Below are 19,847 nucleotides of genomic sequence, written 5' to 3' on the forward strand. Positions count from 1 at the left end.
GCGCGCACAGGCGCCACCGCCGGCTGTGCCGGGCGGTGGCCCGTTCTCCGATTCGCACATGTCCTCGAACGATTGCAGCGCCCCACCTGGCGTCCCTGGTCCGTTGCCGGATCGCCGGGGCCTGGAGCTGCTGCGCCAGCGTTTTCTGACACTGAATGCGGGGCGTCTCGAACGCGCCCACCAGTTGCTGTCCACCCGCCAGCAGCGTGTCCTGCATCTGTTGCCGCTGCTGTTTCATGTCAATCATCCGGGTCTGCCCGGCTACGTCTCGACCAGCGCGCCAGCGGGCCTGAGCGACTACGAACCCACCGAAGCCGCGCTGAACGAGGCGCGCCAGCTGGCTCGCTCGTTCCGCTACTGGGCGCTGCCGCAGCAGCAGGTTGCTCCGCTGCATGGGCTGTTCCTGATGGGCAGCCTGGGCACCCTGGCGCAGACTGAGCGCAGCGACATGGACCTCTGGCTGTGCCATGACCCGGCGCTGGACGAGGCGGCCCTGGACCTGCTGCGGCGCAAGGCGCGCGCGGTGGAACACTGGGCGGCCAGCCAGGGCGCCGAGCTGCACGTGTTCCTGGTTGACCCGGAGCGCTTCGCCAGTGGTCGGCGTGATGCCGAGCTGACCGGCGAGGACTGCGGCAGCAGCCAACACTACCTGCTGCTCGATGAGTTCTTTCGCACGGCGCTGTGGCTGGCCGGCCGCACGCCCACCTGGTGGCTGGTGCCCGCCGAGCAGGAGGAGCGCTACCCGGACTATGTCGCCGCGCTGCGTTCGTGCGGGGTGCTGACGGCCGAGCAGGAGCTGCATTTCGGCTACCTGGGACGCATCCCGGCCCGGGAGTACCTGGGCGCCGGCATGTGGCAGCTCTACAAGGCGATGCAGTCGCCCTACAAGTCGGTGCTCAAGCTGCTGCTCAACGAGGCCTACGTCAGTGCCCACCCCGGTGGCGAGGCGCTGGCCCTGCAGTTCAAACGCGACGTGCTGTCCGGCGTGGATGGCCTGGACGATCTGGACCCCTACATCCGACTCTATCGGCGTCTGGAAGACTATCTGCGTGACGACGCCGCGCGCCTGGAGCTGGTGCGTCGCTGCCTGTACCTGAAGGTCGACCGGCAACTGAGCCGGCCGGCGTCTGCCCTCGGGCGCACCTGGCAGCGTCAGCTGCTGCGCCAGCTGTGTGCGGGCTGGGGCTGGGGCGAGCCCCGCCTCGTCCTGCTCGACAGCCGCCCACGCTGGAAGCTGCGCCAGGTGGAGAGCGAGCTGCGACTGCTGGTCGCCGCGCTGATGCGCAGCTACCTGAGCCTCAAGGCATTCGCCGAGCAGCAGCACGTGCTCAACCCACTGAGCGAGCGCGACATGCTGGTGCTGGCCCGCCGCCTGCGCGTGCTGTTTGCGCGCAGCGGGGCGAAGATCGATACCGTCAACCCGGGCATTGCCAATAGCCTGGCCGAGCCCAACCTGACCCTGCGCCGCGTGGAGCCCGAGCAATGGGCGCTCTACGACGGCAGCCTGACTGCCAGCCAGTGTCAGGACCGGGTGCCGCTCAAGCGCAGCCGGCACCTGATTGCCCTGCTGGCCTGGGCGCAGCGCAACGGCGTACTCGATAGCGCCAGCCGGGTGACCTTGCACCCTGGTCAGAGCCACCTGCGCGACTTCGAGCTGCAGGGGCTGCGCGCCTGCCTGCAGACGCTGCCCGGACCGCAGGCCGAGGTGGCAGATGCCCTGATGCTGGAGAAGCGGCGCGCCGAGCGGGTACTGGTGCTGATCAATGTGGGGATAGACCCACTGCAAGGCCTGTCCCGCGCCCAGATGGTCGGCGGGCGCAACGATGTGCTGGACTATGGCGGCAGCCAGGCCAATCTGGTGCAGAGCCTCGACCGTATCACCCTGACCAGTTGGAACGAGGTGACCCACCAGCGCTACGAAGGTCCGCAGGCGGTGTTCGAGTGTCTGTGCGAATTGCTGGGCGAGGGTGTGCACGCCCACCGGGTGCAGTTCCAGTGTTTCGCCCAGAACCGTGCGCAGGCCTTGGCCCAGCGTCTGGAAGGGTTGTACGCGCAATGCGCCGACGTGCTGTGCGAGAGCGAGGCGCGACTGCTGGTGCGCATCGCCGGCCACTACCGGATCTGGCAGCGTCGCGACGGCGAGGTGAGCGAGCAGGTGCTGGGCGAGCTGCCCGGCCTGCTCGCCTGCCTGGGCATGGCGCAACCGAGCCTGCCTCCGCTGCATCTGGATTGCCAGGTACTGACCGATCACAGCCTCGGCCTTGTGCTGCGTCATGCGGAGCCCGGTTGCCTGCAGGTCTTTTACCAGAGCGGCGAAGACACCCAGGTCTACCTGCTCGATGAGTGCAATGCGCTCTGGCAGCAGACCCTGCCGGGGCGCCCGGAAGCCGTGCTGCCAAGGCTGCAGCATTTCCTCGAAACGGTGGCGGGCAGCCCGCAGAATCGCCCGGCGATGCTCGGCCAGGGGCCGGTGCGCTATTACCAGTTGCTGCCCGGCGCACCGCTGACCGCCACCGAGCTAGTGCGTCGCCTGCCACCGCAGGCCACGCCGGGGCCGATGCCGCTGTATGCCCGCATCAGCCGGGATGCGCAGCAGCAAGAGCAGCTCACCCTGTATTGCGGCTGGGAGGATTTCCACCAGCGCAAACTCGGCGACCGGCTGTACCGGACGGTGGTTGCCCAACTGCGTGCGCGTAGCCTGGTTGGCCCGTTGATGGTCGCCGAGCTGGAACTGAGTGGGGCATTCGAGGCCGGCCAGCTGCAGACGCTGCATTACCTGGAGTACAAGCGAAGCATCGAGCAGGCGCTGCGGGCTGTCGAAGGCTTTATTGATAATGCTTCTCAACACGGGTAGGATCGCTCGTCCTGCACCTGCTGTTGCGCCGAGCCGTGCCATTCCCCCGCCTGCAACTTTATCTGTCCCACCGCGAGGCACTGATCAAGTATGCCGCCCGCCTGCTGGGCAGCCCCGCCCAGGCCGAGGACATCGTCCAGGAAGCCTGGTTGCGCTTCGACCGCGAGGCCGCCTGCCAGCAGCCGGCCGGCTACCTCTACCGTATCGTGCGCAACCTGGCCATCGACAGCAGCCGGCACCTGCAGATCGAGCAACGGGTCGACGACGCTGACGAGCACTTGGCGTCACTGGCCGCGCCCCAGCACTGCCCGGCCAGCGCCGCGCTGTATGCCGACCAGCTGCGGGCCATGCAACAGGCGCTGGATCGGCTGCCACCACGTACCTGCGACGCCTTCTACCTGCACCGCATCGAGGGCCTGACGCTCAGCCAGATCGCCACGCAGCTGGGCATTTCCGTGGGCCTGACTCATCAATTGGTGCGCGAAGCACTCACCCGCTGTGCCGAGTGCCTGGATGAGTGAGCGAATCGCTGGGGCAGCGCTCCTATCTACCGGGTTTGGCGTTCATGCCCAACGTGGAACTTGCAGACCGCCATGTGGCGCCCGCTTTGATCTGCGCAGTCCTCCAGGTGATCCGCTGAGCCCCCTTCGGAAAAATTTCCTCGGACAAGTCTGAAATTTTTTCTGCCCCGTTCGTCATTACAGCAAGCGAGCCGAATGATAGGCGTTCGCATTTTCTTTTGCCCCGACCTTGGGGCGGCTGTATGGGGAACGATTCATGTCTCACGCTTTCCAGCCAAGGCCACTGGCCCGCCTGCTGACCGGTTCCGGTCTGCTGGCGTTGCTCAGTCTGGCTCCGGTCATGCATGCCGGCGCGGCCAACCCGCCCAGCGCGGCGCACAGTGCGCTGCGCATCTATGACATTCCCGCGCAGGATCTGGCCGGTGCGCTGCTGGGGTTCGGCCAGCAGTCCGGCCTGCAAGTTGGGGCGCCGAGCCCGCTGCTGGCGGGCAAGCAAGCACCCCGGGTGCAAGGACGGATGAGTGCGGTGCAGGCGCTCGACCAGATACTGGCCGGCTCCGGGCTGGTCTGGCGAGTCGAGGCGCAGGGCGTACGCATCGTTGCGCCCGAGCGCGAGGCCGGCATGCTGGAGCTGGGCAACACGCTGGTGCAAGGCCGGCAGACCCTGCCGATGGGCACTCAGGTGGTGGGCCGCCAGCAGATCGAAGGTCTGCCTGCCGGCAACGGTGACATCACCAGCCTGCTGAAGCTCAATCCCAACGTGCAGTTCGACGACGCCCAGCTGAGCAGTAAGACGCCAGGGGAAATCGCGCCGGCGAACATCAGCATCAACGGGGCGAAGTTCTACCAGAACGCCTTAGTGGTCGATGGCATGAACATCAACAACAACATCGACCCGGCCGCTTCGAATCCCAGCCTGCTCGACTCGGTGCCCGGCCGCAGCCAGGGCCTGGCGCTGGACACCGATCTGCTCGAAGAAGTGAAGGTGCTCGACAGCAACGTCCCGGCGGCCTATGGGCAGTTCACCGGCGGGGTGGTCGAGGCGACCACGCGCATGCCGAGCAAGACGCTGCACGGCAAGCTCTCCTACCAGATGACCCGGTCGGAATGGACCGAGTACCACATCGCCCAGAGCCAGGAAGAGAGCTTTCGTTACTCCTCCTCGCATGACGAGCAACCGAAGTTCGAGAAAACCATCGTGCGCGGCACCCTGGAGGGGCATGTCACCGATACCTTCGGCCTGCTGGCGAACTTTACCCAGAAGCGCTCGATCATCCCGCTCAGCCTCTATTCCGCCCACCACGTCGAGAACATGGGATTTCATGAGGAAGAACAGCAGCGCCAGATCGACAACTATTTCCTGAAGGCGGTCTGGCAGGCCAGCGATGCCTGGCAGATCGAGTCCAGCCTGACCTATGCCCCGGAGGAGAACCACTACTTTCGCAGCAACACCCTGGATTCCGGCTTCGATACCCAGCTGGGCGGCCTGCAGACGGGACTGAAAGCCATCTGGCGCGGTGATCTGGCCAAGGTGGAGCAGCAGCTGGCCTGGGGGCGGATCGAACAGTCGCGCGAATCCGACAGCGCCGACTACTTCTCCTGGAGTTATTCCGAAAGCAAGGATTGGGGCACCGTCGGCAGCAACCCGCTGACCCGCATGAGCCTGCAGGGTGGTTACGGCGATATCGAGCAGCGGCAGGACAGCTGGCAGTACCGGGTCAATGCCGACTGGAGCGCGTTCCTGCTGGGCGATACCCGTCATGCCGTGCAGTCCGGCCTGGAGCTGGGCTACCAGGACACCCATTACCGGCGCCTGACCGACACCCATGTCTACGTAACGGCGAAATCCACCAGCACCTGCACCAATGCGCTGGGTGTCACTGACACCGTGGCCTGCGCCCTGGGCACCACCGCCCGGGGCTGGCCGGGTCAGTACCTGTCCTCCGCCACCTACTATCGCCAGGGTGAGTTCACGGTCCAGACCACCTCGTGGGGCGTGTGGCTGCAGGATGAAATCCAGTGGGGCCGCCTCAGCTTGCGCCCGGGCATCCGCGTCGACGGTGACGACTACATGGACGAAGTCACCGTGGCCCCGCGCTTCGCCGCCACCTATGACGTCTTGGGCGACGGCGCGACGCTGGTCACCGCGGGCGCCAACCGGTACTACGGTCGCAACGCCGCTGCCTGGCAACTGGAGGATGGGCGCAACATGCTGCGCAGCACCCTGAAGCGCAACACGCTGAACGATGCCTGGACCGAGACCGCCCAGGCCGCCAACACGGTGAAGTTCAACCAGCTGGACATCGCCTACGACGACGAGCTGGTGCTCGGCCTGACCCAGCAGTGGTCCGGGGTGGAGTACGGGCTCAAGTACGTGAACCGCAAGGGTCGCGATCAGGTCATCCAGGTTGCGGGCGAAACCCTCGGTCAGCCCTCCCAGGACACGGAGGCGCTTTCGCGCACCTACACCACCTACACCAACGACGGTCGCAGCGACGCCCAGGTGGTCAGCTTCACGGCGACCCCGCTGCAGCCGATCCGTTTCGCCGGCACCCGAAGCAGCCTGCAATTGGCGCTGGACTGGACCGAGGTGGCCAGCAACCACGCCGACTACAGCGAAGAGCTGGACGAGGACTACTACCACAATCCCTACATTCGCTACGACGGTGAGTTCATCCGTTACGCCGAGCGCCCGGCCGGCAACTACGCGCGGCCCTGGACCGCACGCCTGAGTGGCGTGACGGAGATTCCGGGCTGGAACCTCACGGTCAGCAACTTCTTCCGCTACCGCGCCGGCTACCGGGATATCGGCAAGGTGTCCGGGGTAATGGATGAATACCAGGGCGTGGCGGTCGAGGTGTGGGAAGAAACCGACTATGGCGCGGCCCTGACCTGGGATTTGCGGCTGGGCTGGGAGATTCCCACCGGCAAGCAGCAGGCGTTGTTCGTCAATCTGGACGTCTTCAACGTGCTGGATGAGCAGGTGGTGAGCAGCGTGCAGAGCAGCGCCGTAGCGACCACACCGAGCTACGACGTAGGCCGCCAGTACTGGCTGGAAGTCGGCTACCGCTTCTGACCATCGCGCAATCCATCGCCCGGCCGGGACTGCTCTCGCCGGGCGCGTTCGTTTCTGCCCGTAGTGAGTGACAGACATGAAAATCGCACGAATCGCGGTGTTGGCTGCGGGCCTGCTGGCCGTGCCCGCCCTGGCCTGCGAGCTGCCCCCACCCGGCGGCACACCCACTTCCGAGCAATACGCCTGCCTGCGCCAGGTCTATTCCGGGCCTGCGGATCAGTGGCCTCCTCCCCACGTGGACCCGGACGTGGCCTGGAAGGAGCTGGGGCCGCTGCCCGAGCGGGCCCCTGCGCCGGCGAACAATCCGCATACGGAGGAGAAGGCCAGGCTGGGCGAAGACCTGTTCTTCGACCCCAGGCTGTCGCGCTCCGGGCAGATCGCCTGTGCTTCCTGTCACGAGCCGGACCTGGCGTTCGCCGACGGGCGCAAGGTGTCGTTCGGCCACGACCGCGTCGCCGGCCGGCGCAACTCGCCGAGCGTGGTGATGAGTGGCTTCGCCACCTCGCTGTTCTGGGACGGACGCGCGTCGACCCTGGAAGCCCAGGCGCTGAGGCCGATCGAGGACCCGCTGGAAATGGCCTTCACGCTGCCGGAATTGCTGGAACGCCTGAACGCCAGTACGGCGTACCGCCCGCGTTTCCAGGCAGTGTTCGGCCGGCAGACCATCGACGCCGAGCAACTGGGCCAGGCGCTGGCCACCTATCAGCGCACCCTGGTGCGGGTGGCGCGCGCCACCCGCTTCGAGCGCTTCTTGAACGGTCGCCACAACCAGCTCAGCAATCAGCAGATCCACGGCCTGCATCTGTATCGGACCCAGGCGCGCTGCCTGAACTGCCATTTCGGCCCGGAAATGACCGATCACCAGTTCCACAACGCCGGCATGACCTACTACGGGCGCAAGTACCAGGACCTGGGGCGTCATGAGGTGACCGGCAAGGTGGAGGATGTGGGCCGCTTCCGCACCCCGTCGCTGCGCCTGGTCAGCAAGACAGGGCCGTGGATACACAACGGCCTGTTCCCTGATCTGCAGGGGGTGCTGAATTTTTACAACGTCGGCATGCCGCGCCCGCAGCCCCAGGGCGAGCAGGTCAACGACCCGCTGTTCCCGAAAACCTCGGCACGCTTCCAGCGTCTGGGGCTGAATGTCGAAGAGTTGCGCGCGCTGCGCAGCTTCCTCGACACGCTCTGAGCATCAGGCGTTCGTGGCCAGCAGGCGGCACAGCTCATCGCTGCGCTGGCGCAGCTCCGGCTCCAGGGCGCTGCGCACCGCCGGACTCAGCTGACGGCAGATGTCCGCCTGGCGGCGGGCCGGCAGGCCGCTGAGCACCGATACGGACAGCGGCAGATGGCCGTTGGGAATGGACACCTCGGTCAGGGTGCGCAGGTAGCTGCTCGACATGCCCTGCAGGCTCTGCACCAGCAGCGGCACGTCGCCGAAGCGGGCGCCGATGCGCAATACCGGCAGCGGATCGTTGAGGCCCAGGATCAGGTTGCGCAGCTGTTGTGGCGCCAGGCATTCGGCGTAGCGCGCCGCGGTGGCGAAGTCCCTGTTGCGGCACAGGACCTTGGCGATCTGCAGGTGCAGGTTGTCCGGCAGGTGCAGCCAGGTGTCGAGGATGCTGTGCGGCTCCAGATGGCGGGCGGTCTGCGCGAGCAGCTCGACAGGCAGCGCCTGGATCAGCACACGCAACCGATGGGGTTCGGTATGTGGCGCCATCAGGGCGATCTGCCGGGGGCTGAGGCGCTGCAGCACGGCAGTCTGCAGCACCAGTGGGGTCACGTTTTGCAGGCGGAGCAGCAGTCGCAGACCGCGACCCGGTTGTTTGCGCGTATCCATGCGTCGTTCCTCGCGATGTCCGTTGCCGGCGAGGACAGCAGTACGGCGAGGCCGCGCATAGCCAGCCTTTGATGGGTGCGCGTCAGGGTGCGACCATCATCTCCTGCTCGCGCAGCAGGGAGGCGAAATGAATCGCTTCGATCGGTCGGCTGATCAGGAAACCCTGGATCTCGTCGCAGCCCTGGGACTTGAGGAAGTCCAGCTGCTGCTGTTCCTCGACGCCCTCGGCTACCACCTTGAGTTCCAGGCTGTGGGCCATGGCGATGATCGCCCGGGTGATGGCGGCGTCCTCGCCGTCCTCGGTCAGGTCGCGCACGAAGGTGCGGTCGATCTTCAGGTAGTCGACCGGCAGGCGCTTGAGGTAGCTGAGCGAGGAATAGCCGGTACCGAAGTCATCGATGGCCAGCTTGACCCCCAGTTCGCGCAGCTGGTTCAGGGTGTGCAGCACGCTCTCGACGTTGTCGAGCAGCTGGCTTTCGGTCAGCTCCAGTTCCAGCAGGTGGGCCGGCAGGCCGGTCTCTTCGAGCACCCGGCGGACCAGGGTGGTGAGGTTGCCCTGGCGCAGCTGGTGCACGGAGACATTCACCGAGACACGGATGTCGCCCAGGCCTTGCTGCCGCCACTCGCATGCCTGGCTGGCGGCGCGGCGCAGCACGAATTCGCCGATGGCGCCGATCAGACCGGTCTCCTCGGCCAGGGGGATGAAGTCGGCCGGCGACACCAGGCCGCGCTGCGGATGACGCCAGCGCACCAGGGCCTCGGCGGCCTGCAGGCTGTCCAGGCTCAGGTCCAGCTTGGGCTGGTAGAAGACCTCCAGCTGGCCGCTGTCGATGGCCTTGCGCAGCTGGTTCTCCAGTTGCAGCCGCTCCAGGGTGCAGGCCTGCAGGTTGTCGGTGAAGAACTGGAAGTTGTCGCCGCCCAGATGCTTGGCGTGCTGCATGGCCATGTTGGCCTGGGTGATCAGCGCCGAGACCTCGCGGGCATTTTCGGGCAGCAGGCTGATGCCGATCGAGGCGCTGATGACCAGCTCGTGCCCGTCCACTGTCATGGGCGCGCGCAGCTTGGCCAGCAGCTGGCTGGCCAGCCGGGAGAGGCTCGACAGGTTGCTGTACTGGTCGAAGAGCACCACGAACTCGTCGGCCGCCAGCCGCGCCAGGGTATCGGCCTCGGCCAACTGCTCGCTGAGGCGCCGGCCCATGTTGCGCAGCACCTGGTCGGCCACTTCATGCCCCAGGCTGTCGTTGAGCAGCTTGAAGCGGTCCAGGTCGATGTGCAGCAGCGCCAGGCTGCGTCCGGTCTGGCGTGAGCGCTGGCCGGCCTCGTGCAGGCGTTCCTTGAACAGCATGCGGTTGGCCAGGCCGGTCAGCGCATCGTAGTTGGAAAGGTAGCGCAGGCGTTCCTCGGCCTGGCGGCGGGCGCTGAGGTCGGCGAAGAAGCCGACCATCTGGGTGATGCGCCCGTTACGGTCGCGCACCGCGTTGATCTGCAGCCACTGCGGGTACAGCTCGCCATTCTTGCGCGTCTCCATCATCTCGCCCTGCCAGCGGCCATGGGCGAGCAACTGGGCGTGGATCTGCCGGTACTGGCGATGGGTGTCCGGCGAGCTGACCAGCTGGGTGACGTTGCGCCCGACTGCTTCCTCGCGCCGGTAGCCGGTCATCACGCAGAATGCCCGGTTCACCGCCAGCACCTGGTAGTGCCGGTCCAGCACGACAATGCCTTCGCTGGCGGTCTCGAACACCGTGGCGGCGAGGCGCTGTTCTTCCTCCCGGCGCTTGCGGGCGGTGATGTTGCGCCGGGTACCGAGCATGCGCACCACGCGGCCGCGCTCGTCGCGCTCCATGACCCGGCCGCGGTCCTCCACCCACACCCAGTAGCCGTCGGCGTGACGCACCCGGTATTCCACGGCGTAACCGTCGGTGCGCCCGCGCATGTGCGCGCTGAGGGCATGCAGCAGCAGGCGGCGATCGTCCGGATGCAGCAGTGGGCGCAGGTCGCGGCGCATGTTGAGGGTGCCGGTCGGGGCCAGGCCGAACAACTCCTGCAGCTTGGAGTGATGCACTTCGTCGGTCCGCAGGTTCCAGTCCCACAGACCCAGTTCGCTGGCTTCCAGGGCCATGGCCAGGCGCGCCTGGCTCTTGCCCAGCGCGTATGTGGCTTCGTCCAGTTCCTGGGTACGTTCGGCGACCCGTCGCTCAAGCTGGCTGTGGGCGGCGCGCAGCTGGCGTTCCGCCTGGCGGCGCTGTTCAACCTCGCGGGCCAGCTTGTGATTGAGTGCCTCGCTGTGACGCTGGGCTTCTTCCTGGCGCTCCAGCAGCGCCTGGTTGTAGAAGCGCTGCATCAGGCTGCGCTGCACCAGCCGGTTGACCTGCCAGGCCATCACCAGCAGCGCGAGCAGCAGCAGCAGGCTGAGCTGGCCCCAGCCATGCAGCAGTTCGCTGTCGCTCAGCAGCAGAAACACCGAGGTGGGCAACAGGCACGGCAGGATGAAACTAAGCAGCGCCGGCAGGCTGATGGCATAGGCGATGGTGGCGCAGGCCACCGAGACGGCGATCAGGCCGTACAGGGGCACCTGGGCGAGGAAGCTTTCCGCCGGGGCCAGCATGATGGCGGCGAAGCTCAGGGTCACGCCGGACGCGGCGGCGCCCAACACGAACATGCGTATCCAATAGGGATCGGCCTGCCGCTCGGCGCTGGCGCGTTCGAAGGCGCGTACCTGCAACAGGCGCAATAACCCGAGGACCAGCAGCGCGCCCAGCCAGCCCAGCAACAGCAGCGGCGACGCGAGGAATGGCCAGAGTGCCCAGGCCGAGACCAGGCCACAGATCAGCATGAACAGCGTCGGCAGCCGCGATCCCTCATACAGCAGGCGGGTCCGCTCGATGGCGATCTGCGAAGCGTACTGTTGCTTGACGGACTGCGCGGCGGAGACCGGCAGACTGAGAGCCGAGTCTAGGGATGCGGTCATAGGCGTTTTTTAGTGGAGTTGGGGCCCAGGCGTTGGGCGAGCATACCCGAGCCCATCGGCCGGCCCAAGCCCTGCCGGTGGCGTTTTGCAAGCAGTGGAGTTCCGCCGGCGGTTCTGGTGGGAGCGGACGCGCCCGCACAGCGCCGTCACTCGCCCTCGCGGCATGCAACCTCTAGAATGCCGCGATGCTAGAAGACCTCTCCCCCCTGCTGAATACCCTCAACGACGCCCAGCGTCAGGCCGTCACCGCCCCGCTGGGTCGCCAACTGGTGCTGGCCGGTGCCGGATCGGGCAAGACCCGTGTCCTGGTGCACCGCATCGCCTGGCTGATCGGCGTGGAAAACGCCACGCCGCACTCGATCCTGGCCGTCACCTTCACCAACAAGGCCGCCCACGAGATGCGCGAGCGCATCGGCCGGCTGCTCGGCCACAGCCCGCAGGGCATGTGGGTCGGCACCTTCCATGGGCTGGCCCATCGCCTGTTGCGCGCCCACTGGCGGGAAGCCGGCCTGGCCGAGAATTTCCAGATCCTCGACTCCGACGACCAGCAGCGCCTGGTCAAGCGGGTGATCCGCGAGCTGGGCCTGGACGACAGCAAGTGGCCGGCGCGCCAGGCCCAGTGGTTCATCAACGGTCAGAAGGACGAGGGCATCCGTCCGCAGCACATCCAGGCCGGTGGCGACCTGTACCTGACCACGATGCGCTCCATCTATGCCGCCTACGAGGCGGCGTGCGCACGGGCCGGAGTGATCGATTTCTCTGAGCTGCTGCTGCGCGCCCTGGACCTGTGGCGTGACCAGCCGGGCCTGCTGGCGCACTATCAGCAGCGCTTCCGCCACCTGCTGGTCGACGAGTTCCAGGACACCAACGCCGTGCAGTACGCCTGGCTGCGCCTGCTCGGTCAGGGCGGCGACAGCCTGATGGTGGTCGGCGACGACGACCAGTCCATCTACGGCTGGCGCGGCGCCAAGATCGAGAACCTGCAGCGCTACGGGCAGGACTTCCCGGATGTGCAGTTGATCCGCCTGGAGCAGAACTACCGCTCCACCGGCACCATCCTCAAGGCCGCCAACGCGCTGATCGCCAACAACAGCGACCGCCTGGGCAAGGAGCTGTGGACCGACGGCGGCGACGGCGAGCCGTTGTTGCTGTACGCCGCCTACAACGAGCACGACGAGGCGCGTTACGTGGTGGAGAGCATCGAGCGTGCCCAGAAGGAAGGGCTCAAGCGCCGCGAGATCGCCATCCTCTACCGCTCCAACGCCCAGTCGCGAGTGCTGGAGGAGGCGCTGCTGCGCGAGCGCATCCCCTACCGTATCTATGGCGGCCAGCGCTTCTTCGAGCGCGCCGAGATCAAGAACGCCATGGCCTACCTGCGCCTGCTGCAGACCCGGCACAACGACGCCGCGCTGGAGCGGGTGATCAACCTGCCGGCGCGCGGCATCGGCGAGAAGACCCTGGAAACCCTGCGCGACTTCGCCCGCGCCCATGAACTGTCGCTGTGGGGCGCCATCCACCAGGCCATCGGCGTCAAGGCCATCGCCGGCCGCGCCGCCAGCGCATTGAACGGCTTCGTCGAGCTGATCGACGAACTGGCGCTGCGCGTCGAGGGCCTGCCCTTGCACAGCATGACCCAGCAGGTCATTGAGCGCTCCGGCTTGCTGGCCTACCACCGCGACGAGAAGGGCGAGAAGGGCCAGACCCGGGTGGAAAACCTGGAGGAACTGGTGTCCGCCGCGCGCGCCTTCGAGTACGAGGACCTGGCCGAGGGCGAGACGCACCTGTCGGCGTTCCTCGACCACGCCTCGCTGGAGGCCGGCGAGCAGCAGGCCGCCGAGGATGAGGACAGCGTGCAGCTGATGACCCTGCACAGCGCCAAGGGCCTGGAATTCCCCCTGGTGTTCCTGGTGGGCATGGAAGAAGGGCTGTTCCCCCACAAGATGAGCCTGGAGGAACCCGGGCGCCTCGAAGAGGAGCGCCGCCTGGCCTACGTCGGCCTGACCCGGGCCATGCAGCGGCTGGTGATGACCTACGCCGAGACACGCCGGCTGTACGGCAACGAGACCTACAACCGGGTGTCGCGCTTCGTGCGCGAGATTCCGGCCGGGCTGGTTCAGGAGGTGCGCCTGTCCAACAGCGTCAGCCGGCCCTATGGCGGGTCCACGGCCGGCAACGCCTCGCTGTTCGCCGGCGCCGAGGTGCCGCAGACCGGTTTCAGCCTGGGGCAGCGGGTCCGCCACGCGCTGTTCGGCGAAGGGGTGATTCTCAACTTCGAGGGCTCCGGGGCCCAGGCGCGGGTGCAGGTGAATTTCGACGAGGGCAGCAAGTGGCTGATGCTCAGCTACGCCAAGCTGGAGGCGCTGTAGTCACGAGGTGGCGGGGTTGCCCACCCGCCGCCGTCGTCCTGTGGGAGCGGACTCGTCCGCGAACTGTTTAGCGGCCGGCCAGCCTCTGACAGCAAGGTGCGCGAATGAATTCGCTCCCACAAGCACGGCGCGGGCTGCGGCATTCAGCTTCCGCCCGTCAGATATGGTAAAAAGCCATGCTGCCTGGCTACAGGCTACCCCCCATCAAAAAAAACAACCCGCAAGGGTCCGACCTCCAAGGGAGACACCATGAATCGTCGCCATCTGTTCGGCGCCGCCGCTGCCCTGCTTGCTACGCTGGGTCTGGCTGGTTGCAAGGACGACACCGCCCCCGCTGCCCAGCAAGCCGCTGCAGCCCCCGCGCAAACCTTCCAATGGAAGATGGTCACCTCCTGGCCGAAGAACTACCCGGGCCTGGGTACCGCGGCCGAGCGCCTGGCCGAGCGCATCAACACCATGAGCAACGGCCGCCTGAGCGTGAAGGTCTACGCGGCGGGCGAGCTGGTTCCGGCGCTGGAAGTGTTCGACGCTGTTTCCCGCGGTACCGCCGAGATGGGTCACGGCACCCCCTACTACTGGAAGGGCAAGGTGCCGGCCGCGCAGTTCTTCACCTCCATTCCGTTCGGTTTCTCCACCCTGGAGATGAACGCCTGGATCCACAAGGGCGAAGGTCAGGCCCTGTGGGATGAAGCCTATGCGCCCCACGGCGTGAAGCCGTTCAATGCCGGCAACACCACCATGCAGATGGGTGGCTGGTTCAACAAGGAAATCAACAGCGTCGACGACCTCAAGGGCCTGAAGATCCGCATGCCGGGCCTGGGCGGCGAAGTGCTGGCCAAGCTGGGCGCGACCACCGTCAACCTGCCGGGTGGTGAAATCTTCACTTCCCTGCAGACCGGCGCCATCGACGCCACCGACTGGGTCAGCCCGTACAACGACCTGGCCTTCGGCCTGAACAAGGCCGCCAAGTACTACTACTTCCCGGCCTGGCAGGAGCCCCAGGCGCTGGTCGAGCTGCTGGTCAACAAGTCCGCCTACGAGAAGCTGCCGGCCGACCTGCAGGTTATCGTCAGCGAGGCCGCCCGCTCCGCCGCACTGGACATGATGGACGACTACACCTTCAACAACGCCAAGGCGCTGCCGGTCCTGCTGGAGCAGGGCACCGTGCTTAAGCGTTTCCCGGACGCGGTTCTGGCTGCGCTGCGTGAAACCTCCGCGCAGGTGCTGAACGAAGTGGCTGCCCAGTCCGATCTGAACACCCGCATCCATGCCTCCCAGGAAGCCTTCCTGAGCAAGATGCGTGAAACCATGCAGATCACCGAGAAAGAGCTGTACAACTGGCGCTAAGCGCTTGGGGTTGATAAAGCGGAGCCTCCGGGCTCCGCTTTTCGTTTCCGGCCCACCTGCCTTTGTGTCGTTTCCAGGCAGCTCGCGACTGAAGCCGCTCCTACAGGTTTCCCAGCGGGCCGCCATCCGACGGTTTTTTGATCCGGCCTGCAAAAAAGCATTTAAGGTTTGCCGTAATTTTGTCGCCTCTGTTAATCAAGCGAACCCGTTTTCTGGAATGCATCATGGAAATCAGTCGGTCCCTCAAGCCCGTCCAGCTCGGCACCGTGGAAACCGCAACCGCGCGCGCCCAGGCGCCGGTCGGCAAGCGCGAGCGCCAGCAGGCCGGCGAGCCGCAGATGAGTCTTGAACCTCTGCAGGAAAGCCTGAATGCGCTGCCGGACGTTGATCTGGCGCGAGTGCAGGAGATCAAGCAGGCCCTGCAGCGCGGCGAAATTCCCCTCGACACCGAGGCGCTGGCCGCCAGCATCCTGGCCTATCACGGTGGTCAGCAGGCGTGAGTCAGAAGGCCAAGCTACTGGCGGTGATCGAAAGCGACATCGCCGCCGATCTCGAGGCATTCGGCCAGGTTCTGCCCCTGCTGGACGAGCTGCATGACCGACTGCTGGCGCACGACGGGCTGGCCATCGAGGCCCTCAACCGGCGCCTGGACCCCTGGCTGGCCGCCATTGCCGAGCGTGACGCACGGCGCGGCAAGATTCTCGGCGCCTTCGGCCTGTCGATGGATGCCGCGAGCATGGCACGTCTGCTGGCTGCGTACCCTGCTTCCCAGCGTGAAGCGCTGACCCGCCAGTGGCAGCGGCTGGGCGAAATCGCCCACGACTGCCGCCAGCGTAACGAGCGTAATGGCCGGCTACTGGCCATGCACAACGAAATTCTCAGCCAGCTCCTGACCGGGGCCGGCCAGGAAGTCACCGTCTACGGCCAACAGGGCTACTGACGGATCCACGGTGGCCGGCAGCATTGCTGGCCGCCAGTGACTTGCCCTCATCCCGCGCTCCCCTACCTCTGCCTGTCAGGCTTTTGGCGCTTAAGTTCGCGTCCCGGCGGGTCGCTCTTATGGAGCAGACGAAGCAACCGGAAAGCCGGAAAGGTTTTTTCCGCCCTGCGCTGCGCCTGGGCCGGGCGGAAACTCCGTTTCTGCGGATTGGCGCGCGAACCGCGAATATTCCACACGTGGCAATTTGGCATCGTAATTGCCTGCCTACGAACCAGAGGTGCTCAGACATGACGACTTACGATTCCAATTACGCCTATACCATGGCCACCCAGCTGGCCCAGTACGACACCCAGTACAGCTATACGCGCCTGGATCGCAACAAGACCAACTACACCGCACAGCAGACCGCGCTCAACTCGCTGAGCTCGGCGCTGAGCACCTTCCAGACCAAGCTGAGCAGCCTGAACAGCGTCAGCGGTTCGATCCTGCAGAACAAGGCCACGCTGAGCAGCGAGGGTTATGCCACGGCGGATGTGACCTCCAAGGCGCAGGCTGGCAGCTACCAGTTCTTCGTCAAGCAGCTGGCCAGCAAGGATCAGGTTGCCCTGCAAAGCCTGCCGGCGAGTGGCAGCCTGCAAATTGGCCAGCCTGGCAACGCCGAGGCCACCGGATTTACGGTTGATCTCGCCGATGCTGCCTACCAGACCGACGGCACCCTGGATCTCAGCAAGCTGGCGGCAGATATCAATGCCCAGGCCAAGACCAACAAGCTTGGTGTCAGTGCCACGCTGGTGCGTAGTGGTGGTGTAACCAACCTGGTGCTGACCAGCGAAAAAACCGGGGTGGCGCAGAAGATCTCGCTTAGCCTGGACGGCGCCGACGAAGCCACGACCGCCGCCTCGCTGGGCTCCAAGCAGCTCTCTGCAGCCCAGGACGCGATTGTCTACCTGGGTGCCGACGAAGCGAGCGGTATTGCGCTGACCAACAGCTCCAATACCTACGACAACATCATTGATGGTGTCAGCCTGACCTTCAGCAAGGCCCACGCAAGCGGCGAAGCACCCCTGTCCATCGACATCGCCCAGGACAACGACGGCACCAAGGCCAAGGTTCAGGAGTTCGTCGATGCCTATAACGCCCTGGCCGGCGAGCTGAAGAAGCTCACCGCCAGCGGCTCGGAAGACGCCAAGCGTGGCGCGTTGGCCGGCGACGGCACGGTACGGTCGATCAAGGGCATGATCGACAACATGATCCGCAAGGGTGTGACCGTCGACGGGCAGCAGGTTTCGCTGGTTTCCCTGGGCATCAGTAATACCCGCGAAGGCACATTGACCCTGGACAGCGCCCGCCTGGAGAAGACCCTCAGCAGTAATCCCGGGGCTCTGGACGCCCTGTTCAAAGGCGACGGTGGCACCGACAAAGGCATCCTCGGCGGCCTGCTGGACCGTGAAACCGGCCTGGCCAAGTACACCAGCAGCGTCAACGGCATCCTCAAGAACCGCAAGGACAGCATCGCCGACTCGCTCAAGCGGGTCGAGAAGGAGCGCGAGCGCGTCGATACCCAGTACGACAACCTCTACCAGCGCTACCTGAAGCAGTACACCAACCTGGTCACCATCATGAGCCAGATGGAACAGACCTCCGGTCTGTACTTCACCTGATACGGAATCGCCATGTACCAAGAAGACACCTACGACAGCTACCGCATGGTCGACCTGGAATCCCGGGTCGCAGCGGCCTCGCCCTACGATCTGGTTCTGGTGCTGTTCGACGGCCTGCTCGACGAACTGGAGCGTATGCGTGGCCATATCGAGGCGAAGCGTTATCTGGAGAAAGGCCGTTCCGTCGAGAAATGCGTGAACATTCTCAACGGTCTGTCCAGTGCGCTGGATTTCGACAGCGGTGGCGACGTGGTGACCGGCCTGGCGCGCCTGTATGACTACATGATCTACCGGTTGACCGATGTCAGCGTAACCCTGTCCCTGGAAGGCGTCGACGAAGTTGTCGGTTTGTTGCGCGAACTGCGCGAAGGCTGGGAGGGCGTGCGTGACGCCCGCCGATGACCTGCAACGCTTGCTCGACCTGCGTGTGCGCTTCGAACAGGTGCTGCACCGAGAGGCCTGGGACGATCTCAAGGCGGTCGATTCGGCACTTCGCGAGCTGCTGATCGACCTGCGCCGCCACCAGCCCCTCTCGAAGGAGGTGCTGGACGCCTGCCGAGATGTTCAGCAGATCCACGGCCTGGCGCTGCAGCGCTGCCAGGACGAGTGTCAGCGCCTGCGCATTCTGATGAACCATTCCGAACAGCCCGCGGACGGCCCAAGTGCCTACGCATGGGTGGAGAGCCTGCGGTGAATACAGCCACTCAACTCGGCAACGCCCAGCCGCTGGCGGGGAATCCCCTGCTGCAACAGGGTGCCGCGGCCGCAACGCCGCAACTCGCACCGTCGGCCAGTGAGCACGGTAGCCCGAATCCCGAGACCCTGCCGTTCGATGCAGAGCTTCAGGCGCTGCTCGCCACCCTGCCCGGTCTGCAGGGGAGCGAGTCCGCCGAAGGCGATGCCGCCGCCCAGGCCCCAACTCCCGCAATCCCCGCTCCAGTCGAACAGGGCCCCGAGCACGCCGAGGCGTTGCTCGGCCTGCTGTCCGCTCAGCAGCAACAGCAGGTACACGCACAGCAGGTACCCCAGGCATCCGTGAGCAAGACGTCGGCTCAGGCAGCGCGGGTGCCTGAAACGCTGCCGGGACTCCAGACCGCTGTGCCGCCGCAGGCCCCGGCTGACGCCGCGCTGCGGAATGCGCAGTCCCTGCCGGCGCAGTCGATGCCGGCGCAACAGCTTGCCGACGGGCCGGGCCCGGTCGCACTGCGAGCTGAGTCATTCATGGTCCTGGGTAGCAGCGAAGGCGCAGGTCCGCTGGAATCACTGCATTCGGCAGCCGCAGTGCGTGCGCCTGCTGACGCAGCACCCGTACCGGGCGCCGGTGCACCGGCTGGCGCAGCCTCCGAACGCCTGCTCCGGCTCGAGGGCAACGACGCGCAGCGAGGCGAACAGATGATGCAGGCCTTGCGCAATAGCGTCCAACTGCAGGTCCAGCAGAACCAGCAGGTGGCCACCATTCGTCTCGACCCGCCGGAGCTGGGCAGTCTGGAGATCCAGGTCAGCCAGGAATCCGGACGAATTAGCATTCAAATCAGCGCGGCCCAGGCCGATACCCTGAGATTGCTGCAGCAAACCAGTGACCGGCTGCGCCACGAACTGCTCAACCAACAGTTCGTGCAGGTTAGCGTGCAGGTGGGTGGCGAAGGTCACTCGGGGCAACAGTCGCGCCAGAACCAGGGAGGTTCCGGTGAGGCGCTGGTGCGTGGCAATCCGCTGCAGGACAGCGGCGATGCCAGTTCGCACGCAGCGCCTCGCGACGTGCTGGCCACGGTTTGATGCCTTCCGTTCCATTGCAAGAGAAAGAATATGTCGTCCCGCGTTGTCGTCTCGCTCCTGGTGCTGAATATCCTGCTGGTCGTTGGCGGCACCGCCGTGAATTTCTTCTGGAAGAAACCCATCGCTGATTTCTTTGCTGCGGCGGGAGAGACGAATGGCGCAGTACGTCCTGATCCGGTAGACCTTTCCAAATTCCAGTTTCTGAACGTGGAAAAGATCTACGTAAACCTGCGGGGCAACCAGCGCGAGCACTATATGGTGATCGACCTGGCTGTACAGGTCAGCGCCAAGATCGACAAGAAGGAGCTCCAGCAGTTCGCGCCGGTGGTGCGCAATTCGGTCGTCGCACGCTTGTCCGGCATGCGTTACGAGGTGGTGCGCAGTCTGAGCATCGCGGAGCTGCAGCTACTGCTCGAAGAGGCGCTCCGTCAGGACATTGTCGAACGTAACCTGCGGGTGTCCTTCGAACACCTCCTGGTCAACAAGTTGCTGGCCCAGTAG

15 protein-coding genes are annotated in these 19,847 nt (G+C 65.7%); 13 read left to right on the top strand and 2 right to left on the bottom strand.

Annotated elements, in window-relative coordinates:
• Positions 1-58: 58 nt before the first annotated feature.
• The 4 genes from PT85_RS15325 to PT85_RS15340 all read left to right on the top strand — a co-directional run bounded on the left by PT85_RS15325 (position 59) and on the right by PT85_RS15340 (position 7,640).
• On the top strand, positions 59-2,854 hold the full coding sequence (locus PT85_RS15325; protein ID WP_065365797.1) for a class I adenylate cyclase: 2,796 nt from the start codon (positions 59-61) through the stop codon (positions 2,852-2,854).
• 35 nt (positions 2,855-2,889) lie between these two features.
• Positions 2,890-3,375 carry a sigma-70 family RNA polymerase sigma factor gene (locus PT85_RS15330; RefSeq protein ID WP_139182088.1) on the top strand — a complete coding sequence of 162 codons (486 nt, stop codon included), beginning with the start codon at positions 2,890-2,892 and terminating at the stop codon, positions 3,373-3,375.
• Between the two features lie 256 nt (positions 3,376-3,631).
• Positions 3,632-6,451 (top strand): TonB-dependent receptor plug domain-containing protein, encoded by a 2,820-nt coding sequence (locus PT85_RS15335; RefSeq protein WP_175444382.1) that lies wholly within the window; start codon positions 3,632-3,634, stop codon positions 6,449-6,451.
• A 76-nt stretch (positions 6,452-6,527) separates the two neighbouring features.
• Positions 6,528-7,640 carry a cytochrome-c peroxidase gene (locus PT85_RS15340; protein ID WP_039607150.1) on the top strand — a complete coding sequence of 371 codons (1,113 nt, stop codon included), beginning with the start codon at positions 6,528-6,530 and terminating at the stop codon, positions 7,638-7,640.
• A 3-nt stretch (positions 7,641-7,643) separates the two neighbouring features.
• On the opposite strand, the gene PT85_RS15345 is transcribed toward PT85_RS15340, so the two are convergent.
• A complete protein-coding gene (locus tag PT85_RS15345) occupies positions 7,644-8,288 on the bottom strand; it encodes a hypothetical protein (protein WP_027590998.1) in 645 nt (214 codons plus the stop codon).
• Between the two features lie 82 nt (positions 8,289-8,370).
• A complete protein-coding gene (locus PT85_RS15350; protein ID WP_039607151.1) occupies positions 8,371-11,256 on the bottom strand; it encodes a putative bifunctional diguanylate cyclase/phosphodiesterase in 2,886 nt (961 codons plus the stop codon).
• A gap of 185 nt (positions 11,257-11,441) precedes the next feature.
• On the opposite strand from PT85_RS15350, the gene uvrD reads away from it, so the two are divergent.
• The 9 genes from uvrD (at position 11,442) to PT85_RS15395 (ending at position 19,847) form a co-directional block, all read left to right on the top strand.
• Entirely contained in the window at positions 11,442-13,622 is a 2,181-nt protein-coding gene (uvrD, locus tag PT85_RS15355) for a DNA helicase II (protein WP_039607152.1), read from the top strand.
• Positions 13,623-13,871: 249 nt separating this feature from the next.
• On the top strand, positions 13,872-14,969 hold the full coding sequence (locus tag PT85_RS15360) for a TRAP transporter substrate-binding protein (RefSeq protein WP_039560138.1): 1,098 nt from the start codon (positions 13,872-13,874) through the stop codon (positions 14,967-14,969).
• A gap of 224 nt (positions 14,970-15,193) precedes the next feature.
• Positions 15,194-15,469 carry a flagellar biosynthesis anti-sigma factor FlgM gene (gene flgM / locus PT85_RS15365; protein ID WP_039560137.1) on the top strand — a complete coding sequence of 92 codons (276 nt, stop codon included), beginning with the start codon at positions 15,194-15,196 and terminating at the stop codon, positions 15,467-15,469.
• Positions 15,466-15,909: a flagellar protein FlgN gene (gene flgN, locus PT85_RS15370; RefSeq protein ID WP_039607153.1), complete on the top strand. Its 444-nt coding sequence runs from the start codon at positions 15,466-15,468 to the stop codon at positions 15,907-15,909. The genes flgM and flgN overlap by 4 nt, the downstream gene beginning before the upstream one ends.
• A gap of 287 nt (positions 15,910-16,196) precedes the next feature.
• The gene (gene fliD, locus PT85_RS15375; protein WP_039607154.1) at positions 16,197-17,570 is read left to right on the top strand and encodes a flagellar filament capping protein FliD; all 1,374 of its coding nucleotides are present in this window, start codon (positions 16,197-16,199) and stop codon (positions 17,568-17,570) included.
• Positions 17,571-17,582: 12 nt separating this feature from the next.
• On the top strand, positions 17,583-17,972 hold the full coding sequence (gene fliS, locus PT85_RS15380; protein WP_027589633.1) for a flagellar export chaperone FliS: 390 nt from the start codon (positions 17,583-17,585) through the stop codon (positions 17,970-17,972).
• Entirely contained in the window at positions 17,956-18,264 is a 309-nt protein-coding gene (locus tag PT85_RS15385; RefSeq protein ID WP_027589634.1) for a hypothetical protein, read from the top strand. The genes fliS and PT85_RS15385 overlap by 17 nt, the downstream gene beginning before the upstream one ends.
• The gene (locus tag PT85_RS17845; RefSeq protein WP_082013086.1) at positions 18,243-19,346 is read left to right on the top strand and encodes a flagellar hook-length control protein FliK; all 1,104 of its coding nucleotides are present in this window, start codon (positions 18,243-18,245) and stop codon (positions 19,344-19,346) included. Before PT85_RS15385 ends, PT85_RS17845 begins: the two co-directional genes overlap by 22 nt.
• A 30-nt stretch (positions 19,347-19,376) precedes the next feature.
• On the top strand, positions 19,377-19,847 hold the full coding sequence (locus tag PT85_RS15395) for a flagellar basal body-associated FliL family protein (protein ID WP_039560133.1): 471 nt from the start codon (positions 19,377-19,379) through the stop codon (positions 19,845-19,847).

Source organism: Pseudomonas flexibilis (genome assembly GCF_000806415.1).
In the GTDB taxonomy this organism is placed as follows: Bacteria; Pseudomonadota; Gammaproteobacteria; order Pseudomonadales; family Pseudomonadaceae; genus Serpens; species Serpens flexibilis.